This is a genomic window from Cytobacillus sp. MT66, assembly GCF_058792595.1.
In genome coordinates this window covers 184,246-201,603 of the sequence record NZ_JBXAFB010000003.1, presented here as the reverse complement: position 1 = coordinate 201,603, position 17,358 = coordinate 184,246, and the positions used below count along the sequence as shown (strand labels likewise).

16 protein-coding genes are annotated in these 17,358 nt (G+C 41.4%); all 16 read left to right on the top strand.

Annotated elements, in window-relative coordinates; genetic code table 11:
• Positions 1 to 22 precede the first annotated feature (22 nt).
• The 16 genes from AC1Q59_RS06940 (at position 23) to AC1Q59_RS06865 (ending at position 17,249) form a co-directional block, all read left to right on the top strand.
• Positions 23 to 769, top strand: coding sequence for a ClpP family protease (locus AC1Q59_RS06940; protein WP_492365066.1), 747 nt, complete (start codon positions 23 to 25; stop codon positions 767 to 769).
• Complete coding sequence (locus tag AC1Q59_RS06935) at positions 766 to 990, top strand: YlzJ-like family protein (RefSeq protein ID WP_492365065.1); 225 nt, start codon at positions 766 to 768, stop codon at positions 988 to 990. Before AC1Q59_RS06940 ends, AC1Q59_RS06935 begins: the two co-directional genes overlap by 4 nt.
• 151 nt (positions 991 to 1,141) lie before the next feature.
• On the top strand, positions 1,142 to 3,493 hold the full coding sequence (locus tag AC1Q59_RS06930) for a DNA translocase FtsK (RefSeq protein ID WP_492365064.1): 2,352 nt from the start codon (positions 1,142 to 1,144) through the stop codon (positions 3,491 to 3,493).
• A gap of 290 nt (positions 3,494 to 3,783) precedes the next feature.
• The gene (locus AC1Q59_RS06925) at positions 3,784 to 4,509 is read left to right on the top strand and encodes a GntR family transcriptional regulator (RefSeq protein WP_492365063.1); all 726 of its coding nucleotides are present in this window, start codon (positions 3,784 to 3,786) and stop codon (positions 4,507 to 4,509) included.
• A gap of 66 nt (positions 4,510 to 4,575) precedes the next feature.
• A complete protein-coding gene (locus AC1Q59_RS06920) occupies positions 4,576 to 5,685 on the top strand; it encodes a BMP family lipoprotein (RefSeq protein WP_492365062.1) in 1,110 nt (369 codons plus the stop codon).
• Between the two features lie 216 nt (positions 5,686 to 5,901).
• A complete protein-coding gene (locus AC1Q59_RS06915) occupies positions 5,902 to 7,425 on the top strand; it encodes an ABC transporter ATP-binding protein (RefSeq protein ID WP_492365061.1) in 1,524 nt (507 codons plus the stop codon).
• A 3-nt stretch (positions 7,426 to 7,428) separates the two neighbouring features.
• Positions 7,429 to 8,475: an ABC transporter permease gene (locus AC1Q59_RS06910; RefSeq protein ID WP_492365060.1), complete on the top strand. Its 1,047-nt coding sequence runs from the start codon at positions 7,429 to 7,431 to the stop codon at positions 8,473 to 8,475.
• 15 nt (positions 8,476 to 8,490) lie between these two features.
• Positions 8,491 to 9,435, top strand: a complete 945-nt coding sequence (locus AC1Q59_RS06905; RefSeq protein ID WP_492365363.1) for an ABC transporter permease — start codon at positions 8,491 to 8,493, stop codon at positions 9,433 to 9,435.
• 235 nt (positions 9,436 to 9,670) lie between these two features.
• Positions 9,671 to 10,948, top strand: coding sequence for an EF-P 5-aminopentanol modification-associated protein YfmF (yfmF, locus tag AC1Q59_RS06900; protein WP_492365059.1), 1,278 nt, complete (start codon positions 9,671 to 9,673; stop codon positions 10,946 to 10,948).
• A 2-nt stretch (positions 10,949 to 10,950) separates the two neighbouring features.
• The gene (yfmH, locus tag AC1Q59_RS06895; protein WP_492365058.1) at positions 10,951 to 12,240 is read left to right on the top strand and encodes an EF-P 5-aminopentanol modification-associated protein YfmH; all 1,290 of its coding nucleotides are present in this window, start codon (positions 10,951 to 10,953) and stop codon (positions 12,238 to 12,240) included.
• Between the two features lie 59 nt (positions 12,241 to 12,299).
• A complete protein-coding gene (gene ymfI / locus AC1Q59_RS06890; protein WP_492365362.1) occupies positions 12,300 to 13,022 on the top strand; it encodes an elongation factor P 5-aminopentanone reductase in 723 nt (240 codons plus the stop codon).
• 110 nt (positions 13,023 to 13,132) lie between these two features.
• Complete coding sequence (locus AC1Q59_RS06885) at positions 13,133 to 13,396, top strand: DUF3243 domain-containing protein (protein ID WP_492365057.1); 264 nt, start codon at positions 13,133 to 13,135, stop codon at positions 13,394 to 13,396.
• Positions 13,397 to 13,610: 214 nt separating this feature from the next.
• On the top strand, positions 13,611 to 14,405 hold the full coding sequence (locus AC1Q59_RS06880) for a DUF3388 domain-containing protein (RefSeq protein WP_492365056.1): 795 nt from the start codon (positions 13,611 to 13,613) through the stop codon (positions 14,403 to 14,405).
• Positions 14,406 to 14,423: 18 nt separating this feature from the next.
• A complete protein-coding gene (locus AC1Q59_RS06875) occupies positions 14,424 to 15,323 on the top strand; it encodes a helix-turn-helix domain-containing protein (protein WP_492365055.1) in 900 nt (299 codons plus the stop codon).
• Positions 15,324 to 15,374: 51 nt separating this feature from the next.
• Positions 15,375 to 15,953, top strand: coding sequence for a CDP-diacylglycerol--glycerol-3-phosphate 3-phosphatidyltransferase (gene pgsA / locus AC1Q59_RS06870; protein ID WP_492365054.1), 579 nt, complete (start codon positions 15,375 to 15,377; stop codon positions 15,951 to 15,953).
• 42 nt (positions 15,954 to 15,995) lie between these two features.
• Positions 15,996 to 17,249 (top strand): competence/damage-inducible protein A, encoded by a 1,254-nt coding sequence (locus AC1Q59_RS06865; protein ID WP_492365053.1) that lies wholly within the window; start codon positions 15,996 to 15,998, stop codon positions 17,247 to 17,249.
• Positions 17,250 to 17,358: the final 109 nt, after the last annotated feature.

The following is a 17,358-nucleotide window of genomic DNA, read 5'->3' as shown; positions in this document are numbered from 1 at the left end:
TAGGCGTGAAGGGAGAAAAAAGATGAATAATGATGTAAAACAAAACGGCTCGGAAACCCCAGAACAGGAGCTGCCGAAAGAGCAAGCACCAAGCCTGGTAGAAAAAATACAGCAGCTTGGACAAACGAATGTTCCACAGCTTTCACAAGATTCAAAAATACATTGTTTAACGATTGTTGGGCAAATTGAGGGTCATATCCAATTGCCCCCGCAAAACAAAACAACTAAATATGAACATTTAATCCCGCAAATCGTGGCGATTGAACAAAATCCAAAAATTGAAGGTCTATTAGTTATATTAAATACCGTAGGCGGAGATGTGGAGGCTGGGCTAGCGATTTCTGAAATGCTTGGCTCTTTATCAAAGCCGACAGTTTCCTTGGTTCTTGGCGGGGGACATTCCATTGGCGTGCCGATTGCTGTTTCTTGTAACTATTCCATTATCGCAGAGACGGCGACAATGACGATTCATCCGATTCGATTAACCGGCCTGGTCATTGGTGTCCCGCAAACCTTTGAGTATTTAGATAAAATGCAGGAGCGGGTCATTAATTTTGTTACCCAGCATTCAAATATCACTGAAGAACTATTTAAGGAACTAATGTTTGCTAAGGGGAACCTGACAAGGGATATCGGAACCAATGTAATCGGAAGAGACGCAGTGGAGTATGGCTTGATTGATGAAGTAGGCGGAATTGGCGCGGCAATGAAAAAGCTGAATGAACTAATTGATATTAAAAAGTCAGAAAACGAGGGATTGGTTCAATGATTCTTTATACGACCATGCCGCAGGAACTTGTATTTCAGACAGACCCGAGTGAATATGAGAAACAAAAGATTGTTCAATATGAAGGAATCCCGCTGCTTGTTTCTATGGACGAAGGGCAAAACTGCACTGTACTGCGTGTCATGAGCAGTGACCCGAACCACTTTATGAATGAAAAGTGCACCCCAGGATCAAAAATCACTTTATCATCACTGCAAAATTAGGCAATGTGGTATAATAGAGAAAATAAACAAGGCAGCCAAAATATGGCTGCTTTCTTCTTTAAAAGACTTTATCGCTTTAACGCATTGGGGGTCAGGCCCCCGGTACGTTAAAGCGGTAAAGGGAAATTAACCAATCCTAAAAGGTGATCGAATGGCCAAGAAAAAGAGAAGACAATCCAGGAAAAAGGAAAATATCAAATCAACGATTAAATATGAATTAATTGCTCTTTTATTAATTGCACTTGCAGCAATTTCTATGGCAAAGCTGGGGGCTGTCGGAAGATCTTCTGTCCTTTTCTTCCGCTTCTTTACAGGAGAATGGTATATGGTGTGTCTGCTTGGCCTTTTCCTCTTTGCCGGCTATTTAATGTGGAAAAGAACCGCTCCATTTTTATTTAATATTAAGCTGCTTGGTGTTTATCTAATTTTCGGAGCACTGTTACTGTTAAGCCACGTGACACTTTTTCAGCTTCTGTCAAATGGCGGAAAGTTTGAAAACCCTAGTGTCATCGCCAATACATGGGAATTATTTTGGATGGAAGCCGCAGGCGAAACCAGTACAACAGACCTTGGCGGCGGTATGATTGGTGCGATTCTTTTTGCCATGTTTTATTTCCTATTCGATGAACCAGGAACAAAAATGATAGCAGCATTGCTGATTATTATTGGCTTTATTCTATTAACCGGAAAGACTTTCGGTGAAGCCGCGGGAAAAATGGTTGTCGGGTGCTGGAACTTTGCTAAAAGGCAGTGGGATGCCTTTAAACAAGATTTATCCCAGTGGAATGAGGAAAGAAGGGAAAAAAGGGAATCAAGGCGGGCACAGCTCGAAGAACGGCGAAATCAGCAAGCTGAGGCTCCCCAGCCAGAGCCGGTTATTACGATTAACAGTGCGGCTGGGACCCATGAAGAAGAAATTCAGCCTGAGCCTATTATTTCAAGCTTTGCTGAAAAAGCCTATAAGGATTCGAATTATGAAAGACCGGAACCAGTCAGAAAGAGCAAATCCCGGCAAGCGGAAGATGAGTCAGATGCGGAATCAGCTCCGCCAATCACTTTTACCGAAGTGGAAAATGTTGATTACGAGCTGCCTCCGATCAATCTATTAAATCTGCCTCGGAAAACGGATCAAAGCGGAGAATACGAATTGATTCATGCAAATGCTGCTAAGCTCGAAAGAACCTTTCAGAGCTTTGGCGTGAAAGCCAGGGTCACACAGGTTCATCTTGGGCCGGCTGTAACGAAGTACGAGGTTCATCCTGATGTCGGCGTTAAAGTGAGTAAGATCGTCAGCCTGCACGATGATCTGGCATTAGCCTTGGCTGCTAAGGACATTCGTATTGAAGCGCCTATACCGGGGAAATCAGCGATCGGCATTGAGGTACCTAATTCCGAAGTAGCTGTTGTATCGCTTAGAGAGGTTATTGAAGCCAGCCAGTATGACAAACCAGATGCCAAACTATTAATCGGACTAGGCAGAGATATTACAGGAGATTCTGTCCTGGCTGAATTAAATAAAATGCCCCATCTTCTTGTTGCAGGTGCGACAGGAAGCGGGAAGAGTGTCTGTATTAATGGCATTATCACCAGTATTTTAATGCGGGCAAAGCCACATGAAGTCAAGCTGATGATGATCGATCCAAAGATGGTTGAATTAAATGTCTACAACGGAGTTCCGCATTTGCTTGCCCCGGTTGTGACCGATCCGAAAAAAGCTTCGCAGGCACTGAAAAAAGTCGTAAACGAAATGGAACGCCGTTATGAATTATTTTCCCATACGGGCACAAGAAATATTGAAGGATACAATGATCATGTGAAGAAACACAGTGCTGAACAAGAGGCAAAGCAGCCCCTTCTGCCTTATATCGTGGTAATCGTGGACGAGCTTGCTGATTTAATGATGGTTGCTTCATCAGACGTCGAGGATGCCATTACAAGATTAGCGCAAATGGCCCGAGCGGCAGGGATTCATTTAATCATTGCTACCCAGCGTCCTTCTGTTGATGTCATTACAGGGGTGATTAAAGCCAATATTCCATCACGAATTGCCTTTGCTGTTTCTTCTGCTACTGACTCAAGAACGATTCTTGATATGGGCGGAGCTGAGAAACTGCTTGGCAGAGGGGATATGCTTTTCCTTCCAGTTGGTGCTTCTAAGCCTGTCCGTATTCAAGGTGCTTTCCTCTCAGATGATGAGGTTGAGGAAGTAGTCAATTTTGTCATTGGCCAGCAAAAAGCACAGTATCAGGAAGAAATGATTCCTGATGACGTTCCTGAAAACACATCAGAGGTCGAAGACGATCTATATGGAGAAGCTGTTGATCTTGTCCTGGAAATGCAGACAGCCTCTGTATCAATGCTCCAGCGCCGGTTTAGAATCGGCTATACGAGAGCTGCCAGACTGATAGATGAAATGGAAGCTAGAGGAATTGTCGGTCCATACGAAGGAAGCAAGCCAAGAGCCGTTTTAGCTGCAAAACCTCCTGAAGAAGCGAGTTCATAAATACAAAAAGGTCTGGATCCGTGTACGGCAACAAGTACCTCATGGGTCCAGTCCTTTTTCATTTGTAATAAATAAACCTACTATGGTTAAAAATAAAAGGAATCCAGCTATGGCTCCTTCCCAAATGCACTGCGTATAGGGTTGTAATCATAACACGGCTTTCTTTTTCCGAGAATTAGAGAAATTCTATTTCATTATTCGACAAAAAATGATATAGTATTTTCGGCTAGTAGGAAAGATTGAACATCAGAGGTCTGATGTCTTGAGAAAATTTGTTGGAGGAACCCTGCATGTCCATTAAGTCAGATAACCGGCATTTATATTTACAGGTGATTGATCGTTTAAAGCATGACATAGAGGCTGGAGTTTATAAAGAAAAAGAAAAACTCCCTTCAGAATTTGAGCTTGCTAAGCATCTGGGGGTAAGCAGAGCAACACTCAGGGAGGCTCTTCGTATTCTCGAGGAAGAAAACGTTATCATTCGCCGCCATGGAGTCGGTACGTTTGTAAATGCCAAGCCATTATTTTTATCTGGAATCGAACAATTGAATAGTGTGACTGACATGATTGTTGAAGCAGGGATGAAACCCGGAACAATTTTCTTAAGCTCAAATCTTATTGGGCCCACAGAGGATGATATTCGCCGTTTCCATTGTTCGCAGGATGAAGAGATTGTGGTCATTGAGCGGGTAAGAACGGCAAATGGGGAGCCAGTGGTATATTGCATTGATAAAATTCCCGGAAAAATTATAGCAGGGTCGTTTTCATATGAACAAGAGTCCATATTTGAAATATTGGAAACGAATGCAGAACGAAAGATTACATACGCAGTTGCTCAAATTGTTCCCATTGGCTACCATGAAAAAGTTTCACCCATTTTGGAATGTGATCCTGAAACATCACTGCTTGTACTAAAACAAATGCATTTCGATGAAAAGGATGAGCCCATTCTGTATTCAGTCAATTACTTTCGAGCCGATAAGTTCAGCTTTCAGGTGGTCCGAAAAAGAACCTAACCTAATAAGAACTGACTAACTAGCGGTGATAGTAATCTACAACAAAATCTTAGGGGGTAAAAAACCTTGAAAAAGCGTAAATTTGGCTTAACACTTTCTCTTGTTCTAGCAGCAGGAACGATCTTAGGAGCATGTGGAAGTGCAGATAAGAATGAAAATGAAAAGACTGGCGCCGGAGATGAAAAAGGAAATAAATTTTCCGTTGCAATGGTAACCGACGTTGGCGGTGTAGATGATAAATCCTTTAACCAATCCGCATGGGAAGGTTTAAAGGAATTCGGTAAAGATAATGGATTTGAACAAGGCAAGGGCGGATATGATTACCTTCAATCCAAATCAGATGCAGACTATGCAACAAACTTAAATAAGCTTGCCCGTGAAGGTTTCTCCCTGATTTTTGGAATTGGCTATAAGCTAAAAGCTGATATTGATAAAATTGCTCAGCAGCAAAAAGATACACACTTTGGGATTGTTGATGATATCGTTGAACAGCCAAACGTTGTCAGCGTCATGTTTAAAGAGCAGGAAGCTTCCTTCTTAGCAGGGGTTGCAGCAGCAAAAGCAACAAAATCGAACCATGTTGGATTTATTGGCGGGATGGAAAGCCCAGTTATTGAGCGCTTTGAAGCTGGATTCCGCGCAGGTATTCAAACAGTAAATCCTGATATTAAAGTAGATGTTCATTATACTGGTGCGTTTGATAAAGCAGAGCTTGGCAAAGCAACTGCGGCCCAAATGTACTCTTCAGGTGCTGACATTATTATCCATGCAGCTGGACAAACAGGAGTCGGCCTATTTACAGAAGCAAAAGACCTTAAAAAGAAAGATCCACAAAGAGAAATTTGGGCAATCGGTGTTGACATGGATCAGTCTAACGAAGGTGTTGTCGAGGTAAATGGAGAAGAGCATAATGTTGTTTTAACTTCCGCGATGAAGGGTGTAAAAACAGCTATTATTGACGTTTCTCAGAAGTCAATGAATGGGGAATTCCCTGGCGGAGAAATACTTCGTTATGGTTTAGCTGAAGAAGGGGTAGAATTAGCTCCTATTAATGACGAAGTGGCCAATAAGGCAGAAATTGAAGCCGCTGTTAATGAATGGGTAGAAAAAATCAAAAGCGGTGAAATTACTGTTCCTGAAACAGTAGCTGACCTTAAAAACTTTAAAGCACAGTAAAGAAAAATTCATAGGAATAAGCGGGTTTTAAACCGGCCCCTTATTCCTTTTTTTAATCCGAACTCATGAAGCTTAATTGAAACACAGAAAAACCCTTTCTGTCTTTCACTTAGGTTTTCATGTGAAAGGGTATGATAAATACATAAGCAATATGGATTTTTTTACATTTTTAAAACATTAGGTATTCCCCTGATATCGATTAAGGAGTGACAAAGGTTGGAATATATCATTGAAATGCTCAATATCCGCAAAGAATTCCCCGGAATTGTTGCAAACGATAATATCACCCTGCAGTTAAGAAAAGGAGAAATTCATGCACTGTTAGGTGAAAATGGCGCCGGAAAGTCTACACTAATGAACGTCCTTTTCGGATTATATCAGCCGGAACAAGGAGAAATACATGTCAAAGGCAAGCCGGTTAAAATAACGAATCCAAATATCGCCAATGATTTGGGCATCGGAATGGTACATCAGCACTTTATGCTGGTTGAGCCTTTCACCGTAACCGAAAATATTATTTTGGGAAAAGAAAAAACCGTTCGCGGGAAAATTGATTTAAAACAGGCAGAAAAAGAGGTACAGGAAATTTCAGAACGTTATGGTCTGGCAGTTGACCCGCAGGCGAAAATTGCTGATATTTCTGTTGGGATGCAGCAGAGGGTGGAAATCTTAAAAACACTTTATCGCGGGGCAGAAATTCTTATTTTTGACGAGCCGACCGCTGTGCTAACACCCCAGGAAATTCAAGAATTGATCCAAATCATGAAAACATTAATCAAAGAAGGAAAATCTATTATCCTGATTACCCATAAATTAAAAGAAATTATGGAAGTCTGTGATCGGGTAACGGTTATTCGCAAAGGCGTAGGGATTGGCACTGTGAATGTCAATGAAACAAATCCAAACGAACTTGCTAGCCTAATGGTCGGGCGCGAGGTTGTTTTTAAAACAGAAAAAAAACCAGCAGTTCCAAAGCAGGCAGTTCTTGAAATCAAGGATCTCCATGTCAAGGATGCCCGCGGCATTCCAGCCGTTAATGGATTAAATCTTGAGATAAGAGCAGGAGAAATTGTTGGAATTGCCGGTGTAGACGGCAACGGGCAGACCGAACTTCTAGAGGCGATAACTGGGCTGAGAAAGTCAGAAAATGGTTCAATTTTGATTAATGGCAAAGAGGTTAAGAACCTTCCGCCTAGAAAGGTAACTGAATCCGGCGTCGGCCATATCCCACAGGACCGCCATAAGCATGGGCTTGTGCTAGATTTTCCAATAGGGGAGAATATGGTGCTGCAAACTTATTACAGAAGACCTTATTCGAATGGCGGCGTCCTAAATTATAAAGAAATTTACAAGAAGGCCAATCATTTAATAAAGGAATTCGATGTTCGCACACCAAGTGAATTTACTTTAGCAAGGGCCTTGTCAGGAGGAAACCAGCAGAAGGCGATCATCGGACGCGAGGTGGACCGTGATCCTGACCTCTTGATTGCCGCTCAGCCAACACGGGGCCTTGATGTTGGGGCGATCGAATTCATTCACAAACGCCTAATCGAACAGCGTGACAAGGGAAAAGCCGTTCTGCTGCTTTCATTTGAGCTTGATGAGATTATGAATGTCAGTGACCTGATAGCAGTAATCTATGAAGGGCAAATTGTTGCGGTTGTCGATCCAAAACAGACAACTGAGCAGGAATTAGGTTTATTAATGGCTGGCTCGAAACAAAAGGAAGCGGGTGAATAACACATGTCTGAACGCTTGAAAAACTTCATCGTCCCTATTCTTGCAGTCATTTTAGGAATGCTCGCTGGAACGATTATCATTATTGCTACGGGCTATAATGCTGGACAGGCTTTTTATGCTTTATGGGATGGGGCCTTTGGAGATATTTATTATACAGGTGAAACGATTCGTCAGGTTACCCCTTATATTTTGGCCGGCTTGGCTGTAGGGTTTGCCTATAAGACTGGATTATTTAATATTGGCGTTGAAGGACAGCTGATTGTTGGCTGGCTTGCCGCCGTATGGGTAGGGGTTGCTTTTGATCTGCCAAAAGTGATTCACCTGCCATTAGCGATCCTGGCAGCTGCGGCAGCAGGTGCTTTATGGGCATTTATCCCAGGGTACTTAAAAGCCAGGTTCCATGTCCATGAAGTTATTGTCACGATTATGCTTAACTATGTGGCCTTGCATATTACGAATTATTTTATTAGGTATGTCATTACGGATAACGGCGACAGGACACCGGATATTCCCGAAACAGCTTCGCTCAGGTCTCCTTTTTTTGAAAACATAACGGACTATTCTCGTCTTCATTGGGGAATTGTTGTGGCAATCCTATGTGTGATTCTCATGTGGTTTATTCTAGAAAAAACAACCAGAGGCTATGAATTAAGAGCTGTCGGCTTTAACCAGCATGCTTCTGAATATGCGGGAATGAGTGTACGGTCAAACATTATCCTATCAATGGTGATTTCAGGAGCATTTGCTGGACTTGCCGGTTCGATGGAGGCACTCGGTACCTTCGGCTATGCGGCAACAAGGAGCGGGTTCACCGGTATAGGATTTGATGGCATTGCCGTTGCACTGCTTGGGGCAAATACCCCGATAGGAATCGTCTTGGCAGCCTTGCTGTTGGGCTCTTTAAAAGTAGGTGCACTGAATATGCCGCTTGAAGCGGGGGTACCTAACGAATTAGTAGATATCATTATTGCCTTAATTGTTTTCTTTGTGGCTGCAAGTTACATGATCCGTATCTTGATTGACCGATTCAGCAAAAAGGGGGTGAAGTAAGTGGACATCTTAGATATGCTGGCTATTATTATTCCTTCATCCATGCTCTGGGCAGCACCACTTATTTTCACTGCATTAGGCGGAACCTTTTCCGAACGTTCCGGTGTTGTTAACATTGGGCTAGAAGGGTTAATGGTCATCGGTGCATTTACAGCTATTGTGTTTAATCTTGCGTTTGCAGATGTATTTGGAAATATGACCCCATGGGTTTCTTTGATTGCTGCTATGGCGGCAGGGGCAATACTGTCCATTTTTCATGCTGTTGCCTCAATTACATTTAGAGCAGACCAGGTTGTTTCTGGGGTAGCGATCAACTTGCTGGCATTAGGCGGCGCCTTGTTCCTTGTGAAATTTATGTATGACAAAGGTCAAACCGATGTCATCCGCAAAGGTTTTGCCAAGGTTGATATACCATTTCTAAGCGATATTCCAATCATCGGGAGATTGTTTTTCTCTAATACGTACTACACTTCTTATGTAGCCATTATTGTTGCAATCATTGCCTGGTATGTCATCTTTAAGACGCCATTTGGTTTAAGGATTCGTGCGGTTGGGGAACATCCGGCAGCAGCTGATACGATGGGGATCAATGTTACCAAAATTCGCTATATTGCAGTCATCCTTTCTGGAGCCCTTGGCGGCATCGGCGGGGGGATTTACTCTCAATCGATTACATCTGATTTCAGTCATGCGACCATTAGCGGACAGGGATTTATGGCATTGGCCGCTATGATATTTGGTAAATGGCATCCGCTTGGCGCCATGGGGGCAGCCCTTTTCTTTGGGTTTGCTCAAAGCTTAAGTATTATCGGCTCAAGCTTGCCGTTTTTACAGAACATCCCAAATGTCTATTTATTAATAGCTCCATACGTACTGACCATTCTCGCTTTAACAGGCTTCATTGGACGTGCTGACGCACCAAAAGCATCCGGTGTACCATATATTAAGGGAACACGATAACCTTTAAGACCTCATTCTTTGGAATGGGGTCTTTTTTGTCTAGTGAAGATTGCAGAGGAAATCAAAGCGCCCGAAAGCGTCAGAAATCTAAATACAGCCTTCCATAAAAGTTGAAATTTGGAAATAGGGCAAGTTATAGTTAGAATATGATTAAATTCAAAGACCTTTAAGGAAAATAATCAATGTACAGCTATAAAGATAGATTTTTTTGTATAAACCCATAAGGAGGAAAAAGATGGATATTATCTCGGAAAAAATTAAGCCAATGAATGGCTACAATCTTCATATCCTGAAAACCGAAAAGTACAAAACAAACACATTAGTATGGAAAATGAAGGCGCCTTTAAATAAAGCATCAGTAACCACAAGAGCCCTTCTCCCATACGTCCTGCAAAGCAGCAGTGAAGCTTATCCAACAACAGGCAAGCTCCGCTCCTACTTAGATGAACTATATGGCGCCTCACTTTTTGTAGATTTGGCAAAGAAAGGCGAATATCATATTATTAGCTTTTCTATGGAAATTGCCAATGAGAAGTTTTTATCGGATAATACGCCTCTGTTAAAAAAGGCTTTTCAATTTTTAACCGAAATACTAACTAAGCCAAATGCCGCCAATCAATCCTTTGATCAGGAAACTGTCGAAAAGGAAAAAAGAACATTAAAGCAGAGAATCCAATCTGTCTATGATGATAAGATGCGTTATTCAAGCTTTCGTCTTGTGCAGGAGATGTGCGGGGATGAACCATATTCCTTGCATGTCCATGGTGAGATGGATTCAGTAGACCAGATTACTCCTGAAGACCTCTATAAATACTACCAAGAGGCCCTAAATCAGGACGAAATGGATCTGTATGTTGTCGGAGATGTGAACGAGGAAGAGGTACAGTCACTCGCTTCTGAACTGTTGCAGTTTCCTGACCGAAAACCAGCGTCCATTCGTTCATCCAGCTATGAAAAGAAAAATGATGTACATGAAGTCATAGAGGAACAGGATGTCAAGCAGGGCAAACTCAATCTTGGCTATCGCACAAATATTGTATATGGTGATGAGGAATATTATCCCCTTCAGGTGTTTAACGGGATTTTCGGCGGATTTTCTCACTCCAAGCTATTTATTAATGTCCGTGAAAAGGCAAGCTTGGCTTACTACGCAGCGAGCAGACTGGAAAGCCATAAAGGATTGCTGATGGTCATGTCCGGCATCGACAAGAAAAACTATGATCAGGCAGTCGGCATCATCCACGATCAAATGGAAGCGATGAGAAAAGGGGATTTTACTGAGGATGAAATCGTACAGACGAAAGCGGTCATCAAAAACCAGCTGCTGGAAACGATTGATACGGCTAGAGGTGTGATTGAAATTCTTTATCATAATGTTGTAGCCCATAAAGCGATAACTCTAAATGACTGGATTGATAAAATGGATGCCGTCTCGAAGGAAGAAATTGTGGCGGTGGCGGATAAGGTATCACTTGATACTATTTACTTTTTGACAGGAAAGGAGGCACAATAATTATGGAGAAGATTGCTTTTGATCAGCTTCAAGAAGAACTCTACTATGAAAAGCTGGATAATGGACTGGATGTATACATTTTACCGAAGAAAGGCTTTAATAAAACATATGCTACCTTTACAACCAAGTATGGTTCGATTGATAATCATTTCCAGCCTCCGGAAAAAAATGAATTTGTTAAGGTGCCGGATGGGATTGCACACTTCCTTGAGCATAAGCTGTTTGAAAAAGAAGATGGGGATGTATTTCAGCAGTTCAGCAAACAGGGAGCTTCTGCCAATGCCTTTACATCTTTTACGAGGACGGCCTATTTATTCTCCAGTACTTCCAATGTGGAGAGGAATTTGGAAACCTTGATTGATTTTGTCCAGGAGCCCTATTTTTCCGAAAAAACGGTGGAGAAAGAAAAGGGGATCATTGGCCAGGAAATTACGATGTATGACGATAATCCGGACTGGCGCTTGTATTTTGGATTAATCCAAAATATGTATAAGAATCATCCAGTCAGCATCGACATTGCCGGAACGATTGAATCCATCTCCCATATTACAAAAGACATGCTTTATGAGTGTTATTATACATTTTACCATCCAAGCAATATGCTATTATTTATTGTGGGCTCGGTGGAACCTGAGAAAATTATGGCGTTTGTAAAAGAAAATCAATCACGCAAGGATTATAAAGAGCTTCCGGAAATAAACAGGAAGTTTGAAGAAGAGCCTGACACTGTTGCTGAGAAAAAACAGATACTGGAAATGAATGTACAGACTCCAAAATGCCTCGTGGGTATAAAAGCAGTGAACACAGATCAGCAGGGGAAAGAAATGCTTAAAAGAGAAATGAGCATGAATGTGCTCCTAGATGTCTTATTTGGCAAAAGCTCAGAGTACTATAGTTCATTATATAATGAAGGGCTGATCGATGATTCCTTCTCTTATGACTATACGCAGGAAAACGGATTTGGATTTGCCATGGTCGGAGGGGATACAAGGGAACCGGATCGATTGGCGGAAACCTTATCTTCCATGCTGCTAAAGGCAAAGGAAAAAGGGGCCATTTCCGAAGAAGGCCTGGAACGGGCCAAAAAGAAAAAGATTGGTTCATTCTTAAGAGCCATTAACTCGCCGGAGTTTATCGCCAATCAGTTTACAAGATATTCCTTTAATGAAATGAACTTATTCGAAGTTGTTCCGGTTCTTGAAAGCATTACTTTAGCGGACATTGAACAAACAGCAAGCGAATTTATTTCCGAAGAACGGTTCACCGTTTGTCAGGTAGTGCCGAAGAAATAAATAAGGAAAAAAAGCGCCTGTACATGTATGGCGCTTTTTTTTCCGCTGGAGTGAAAATGATGAAGAAATTTGCATTAATAACAGGAGCAAGCGGAGGGATCGGTGCTGCCATTGCCTTAAAGCTTGCCGAAGAAGGTTACTCGTTATACTTGCACTATAACCAGAATAAAAAAGCAATAGAAAGGCTGATGGATCAGCTGCAAAGCTTTGGCGGCGAATATATCCCAATACAGGCGGATTTGTCTTCGAAAAAAGGGTATAAAAAAGTCGCAAAAAATATATTCTCGCTGGATGCTATCGTTCACAATAGCGGAATCAGCCAATATGGACTTTTGTACGATCTGCAGGAAGAAGATGCGCAAAGACTTATCAACCTTCATGTCTTTACACCCATGCTTTTGACCAAAGAATTGCTGTCCAAATTATTAGCAAAAGAAACTGGTAACATTGTCGTCATATCATCCATCTGGGGCCAGACAGGAGCCGCATGTGAAGTTGCCTATTCCACCGTTAAAGGGGCGCAAATTGCCTTTGTTAAGGCTCTTAGTAAGGAATTAGCCTTAAACGGTATAAGAGTAAATGCAGTAGCCCCAGGAGCCGTAAAAACAGCCATGATGGAAGGGTTCTCTTTTCAGGAGCTTGAAGAAATAAAACAAGAAATTCCGATGGGAAAACTTGCTGCACCAGATGATATCGCAAATTCGGTTTCATTCCTTTTATCCGAAAAGGCTTCCTACATAACAGGCCAAGTTCTTGCAGTTAACGGGGGATGGTATACATAGTCACTGGGCTTGTTCATTTGGTTTTTAAAAATGAATATTTTCTCTCCTGATTTAACACAATAACATTGTACGCTTCATGTACAACTCATGTTTTAAAAGGAGGAAATTTCATGTCTGTACTTGAAAATTGGCAGCAGTGGAAAGATTTCCTAGGTGATCGTTTGGATCAGGGTCATGAACAGGGAATGAACCAAGAAACGATTACAAATCTTGCCTACCAAATCGGCGATTACTTGGCAAAGCAAGTTGATCCAAAAAATGAACAGCAAAGAGTTTTATCAGATCTCTGGTCTGTTGCAAGTCAAGAAGAACAAAAAGCAATTGCCAATATGATGGTAAAGCTTGTTGAAAACAATGGAACAGGCATGCAGTAATAATTTTAACGCTAAAAAAAGAGAGGTCTCCTCTCTTTTTTTAGTTTCATTTTGTATGAAGCGGCAAAATTTCCTTTATTCACATGGTTTTTCCTTTCATCTTTATACGAAATCATTTATTATAGTAGTGCATATGCCATTAATAAATAATAGAATGCGTTTTTAAGCTGCCTATAGAGGAATAATCAAAGTTGTCTTGCGTGGAGGTTTTTTTATGGGTAAAACAGAGTGGTATTTAGAATATGAGATACAAAAGAACCGGCCAGGCTTGCTTGGTGATATTTCTTCTCTTTTAGGCATGCTCTCCATCAATATTGTCACCATTAACGGGGTTGATGAGGGCCGAAGAGGTCTTTTAATTTTGGCTGAGGATAACGAACAAATTGTTCGATTAGAGTCTATTTTACATACGATGGATACAATTAATTTAATTAAACTTCGTGAGCCAAAGCTAAGAGACCGTTTAGCTGTGCGGCACGGAAGGTACATACAAAGAGATGCCGATGATAAAAAGACATTCCGATTTGTCAGGGATGAGCTTGGGCTTTTAGTCGACTTCATGGCAGAATTATTTAAGCAGGAAGGACACAAGCTAATAGGAATACGGGGAATGCCCCGAGTAGGGAAAACGGAATCAATCGTTGCTGCAAGCGTTTGTGCAAATAAACGATGGCTTTTTGTTTCATCAACTCTCTTAAAGCAAACAGTCAGAAATCAGCTGATCCATGACGAGTATAACGAGAACAATCTTTTTATTATTGATGGGGTAGTATCAGCGAGACATTCCAATGAACGCCATTGGCAGCTCATTCGGGAAATTATGAATATGAATGCAGTCAAGGTTGTTGAACATCCAGATATTTTTATTCAGAATACGGAATACACCTTGGACGATTTCGATTCGATTATTGAATTGCGCCATCATCCTGATGAAGAAATTAAATATGACCTAGTTGAAAGAAATGGTATGTTTTCCGAAGCCGATTTTGGAGGCTTTGATTTTTCGTAAGTTGGAAGGTGTTAAAAATTGACAGAACTAGGGAATCGGCTAAAAGAAGCTCGCCTGGAAAAAGGCATGAGCATTGATGATTTACAAGTGGCTACTAAAATCCAAAAACGATATTTAACAGGTATTGAAGAAGGAAATTACAGCATGATACCTGGCCCTTTTTATGTACGAGCTTTTATCAAACAATATTGTGAAGCCGTGGGCTTGCATGCGGAAGAAATATTTGAACAGTATAAATCAGATATCCCGGTGATTGATGATATTCCGGAAAAACTCTCAAGAGTTCAAACAAGAAAAAGTATTCCTTCTGGGGGTTCAAAATTATTTGAAATTCTTCCCAAGGTATTAATTGCTGTTTTTATCATCGGTGCTGCTGCTGTTGTTTATTATTTCCTTTCGCAAAATAATAATGATAATATGGCTGATGAGCCCGAAGATGCACAAGGAAATACAACCGTAGTTGAAGAAGCGAAAGATTTTACCGAGACGGAGAAAAATAAGGATGACCAAAAAGCTCCTGCTGAAGAAACCGAAGAAGAAAGCAAGCCTGTTGAGGAAGCAGAAGAGGAGCCTGCAGCTCCTGCACAGGAAATTACTGTTGCACAGTCCAGCGGCAAGAATACAGTCTATGAGTTGAAAAATGCAGACCAATTCCAATTAAAACTTGTATCAACTGGTGCGACTTGGGTTAGTATATCAAATGGCAAAGGATCAAACTTTTTCCAGGGGACGCTGAAAAAAGGTGAAACTGAAAGTCAGACCATTGATTTTTCAAAAGAAACCGAAGCCGTGCTAATTATTGGGAAATCAACAGAAACTGAAATCTACATCAATGATCAAAAGGTAGAATATGCTGTTGCTCCCAAAGATGTTGTTACTCAAAATATTACCATTCGTTATTTGCCGAACAATGAATAGTCATCTCTAAGATGACTATTTTTCGCTTTATTATTAATATGGAGGAAAATTATGAATCTGCCTAATAAAATTACAATCTCAAGAATTTTCTTAATCCCAGTCTTCTTAATTATTATGCTTGTTCCATTCTCTTGGGGAGAAGTGGCCCTTCTTGGCACAACGCTTCCTGTTACACATTTAGTTGGAGCTCTTATTTTTATCTTTGCTTCATCTACAGATTGGGTAGATGGACACTATGCCAGAAAGTACAATCTTGTAACTAATCTTGGAAAGTTTTTGGACCCGCTTGCGGATAAATTATTAGTGTCAGCAGCGCTCATTGTGCTTGTAGAACTAGGTTACGCTCCTTCCTGGATAGTGATTGTCATTATCAGCCGGGAATTTGCTGTTACGGGCCTAAGGCTCATTCTAGCCGGCGGCGGAGAAGTAGTGGCAGCTAATATGCTTGGGAAAATAAAAACCTGGACACAAATTGTCGCAATTTCCGCCTTGCTCCTGCATAATATTATTTTTGAAATGTTCTCATTCCCATTTGCTGATCTTGCTCTATGGGTGGCATTATTCTTCACTGTCTGGTCCGGCTGGGATTATTTTGCGAAAAATAAACATGCCTTTAAGGAATCGAACTAATACTGACCGCAGTATTTAAATCTATCATAAGGTGGCGATTGGATGAATGCAGAAATTATTGCAGTTGGTTCGGAGCTGCTGCTCGGGCAAATTGTTAATACAAATGCGCGATTCATTTCTCAGCAGCTTGCTGAATTGGGCATAAATGTGTACTATCATACGGTTGTTGGCGACAATCCTAATAGGCTGAAATCAGCCATAGACATTGCCGAAAAACGTTCCGAACTGATAATTTTTACCGGGGGACTCGGGCCCACTAAAGATGATTTAACAAAAGAGACGATTGCCAAACATGTAAATAAACAGCTTGTCATGGATCAGCAGGCCCTTGAGTCCATTGTGCTCTATTTTGAGCGTTCAAAGAGAAAAATGTCGGAAAATAATAAAAAACAGGCTCTTATCTTAGAGGACTCACAAGTCTTGCCAAATGAGCATGGGATGGCTCCAGGCATGCTCCTGGATAGTGGGGATCATGTATATATGCTTCTCCCAGGTCCGCCAAGGGAAATGGAGCCAATGTTTCTAAAGTATGGCTATCCTGCCCTTCGTTCGAGAGTGCAGGGTGACGATATTATTTTCTCACGTGTTTTACGATTTTTTGGCATCGGCGAATCCATGCTTGAGACGGTCATTGAAGACCTCATTGATGCACAGACCAATCCTACGATAGCACCGCTTGCTTCTGACGGCGAGGTCACCTTACGAGTTACTGCCAAACATAAACAAATGGAAACAATTTTAAGCTTAATAGATGAAACAGAGAAGAAAATCCTTGATCGTGTTGGCGAATATTTCTATGGCTATGATGATACATCTTTAATGCATGAGATGATTAAGCTAATTAAGGAAAACAACCTCACTATTGCCTGTGCAGAAAGCCTGACAGGCGGTATGTTTCAGGAACAGCTGACAGCCATTCCTGGTGCTGGCGATCTCTTAAAAGGCGGAGTTGTCTGCTATGCAAGCGAGATAAAAGCCAAGGTATTAAATGTCCGCCAGCAAACCATTGATGAAAAAGGGGTTGTCAGCGCTGAATGTGCTGCTGAGCTTGCGCAAAACGTATCGCAGATCATGGATACGGATATTGGAATAAGCTTTACAGGTGTTGCAGGCCCTGATGATCTGGAGGGTAAACCGCCGGGCACTGTTTATATCGGTGTCTATTTGAATGGACAGCCCGTACACGCTGAAAAGCTGAATTTGGGAGGAACGAGAGAACAGATTCGGCTGCGAACAGTAAAATATGGATGCTACTTTTTAATAAAGAGGCTATTAGAAAAAAAGAATGCAAATTGATGCATTCTTTTTTTCAGATATCTTGTTATTTCTTGATTTTCAACAGATAGAATATCGAAAAGTTTACGTTTTCTAGGGGACGATCACTAGTTTTCTTAAAATTAGGGCT

Excerpts from the sequence above, each read along its gene's own strand:
- AC1Q59_RS06940 (WP_492365066.1), top strand. The coding sequence starts at position 23 with ATGAATAATGATGTAAAACAAAACGGCTCGGAAACCCCAGAACAGGAG.
- AC1Q59_RS06935 (WP_492365065.1), top strand. The coding sequence starts at position 766 with ATGATTCTTTATACGACCATGCCGCAGGAACTTGTATTTCAGACAGAC.
- AC1Q59_RS06930 (WP_492365064.1), top strand. The coding sequence starts at position 1,142 with ATGGCCAAGAAAAAGAGAAGACAATCCAGGAAAAAGGAAAATATCAAA.
- AC1Q59_RS06925 (WP_492365063.1), top strand. The coding sequence starts at position 3,784 with ATGTCCATTAAGTCAGATAACCGGCATTTATATTTACAGGTGATTGAT.
- AC1Q59_RS06910 (WP_492365060.1), top strand. The coding sequence starts at position 7,429 with ATGTCTGAACGCTTGAAAAACTTCATCGTCCCTATTCTTGCAGTCATT.
- AC1Q59_RS06905 (WP_492365363.1), top strand. The coding sequence starts at position 8,491 with ATGCTGGCTATTATTATTCCTTCATCCATGCTCTGGGCAGCACCACTT.
- yfmF (WP_492365059.1), top strand. The coding sequence starts at position 9,671 with ATGGATATTATCTCGGAAAAAATTAAGCCAATGAATGGCTACAATCTT.
- yfmH (WP_492365058.1), top strand. The coding sequence starts at position 10,951 with ATGGAGAAGATTGCTTTTGATCAGCTTCAAGAAGAACTCTACTATGAA.
- ymfI (WP_492365362.1), top strand. The coding sequence starts at position 12,300 with ATGAAGAAATTTGCATTAATAACAGGAGCAAGCGGAGGGATCGGTGCT.
- AC1Q59_RS06885 (WP_492365057.1), top strand. The coding sequence starts at position 13,133 with ATGTCTGTACTTGAAAATTGGCAGCAGTGGAAAGATTTCCTAGGTGAT.
- AC1Q59_RS06880 (WP_492365056.1), top strand. The coding sequence starts at position 13,611 with ATGGGTAAAACAGAGTGGTATTTAGAATATGAGATACAAAAGAACCGG.
- pgsA (WP_492365054.1), top strand. The coding sequence starts at position 15,375 with ATGAATCTGCCTAATAAAATTACAATCTCAAGAATTTTCTTAATCCCA.
- AC1Q59_RS06865 (WP_492365053.1), top strand. The coding sequence starts at position 15,996 with ATGAATGCAGAAATTATTGCAGTTGGTTCGGAGCTGCTGCTCGGGCAA.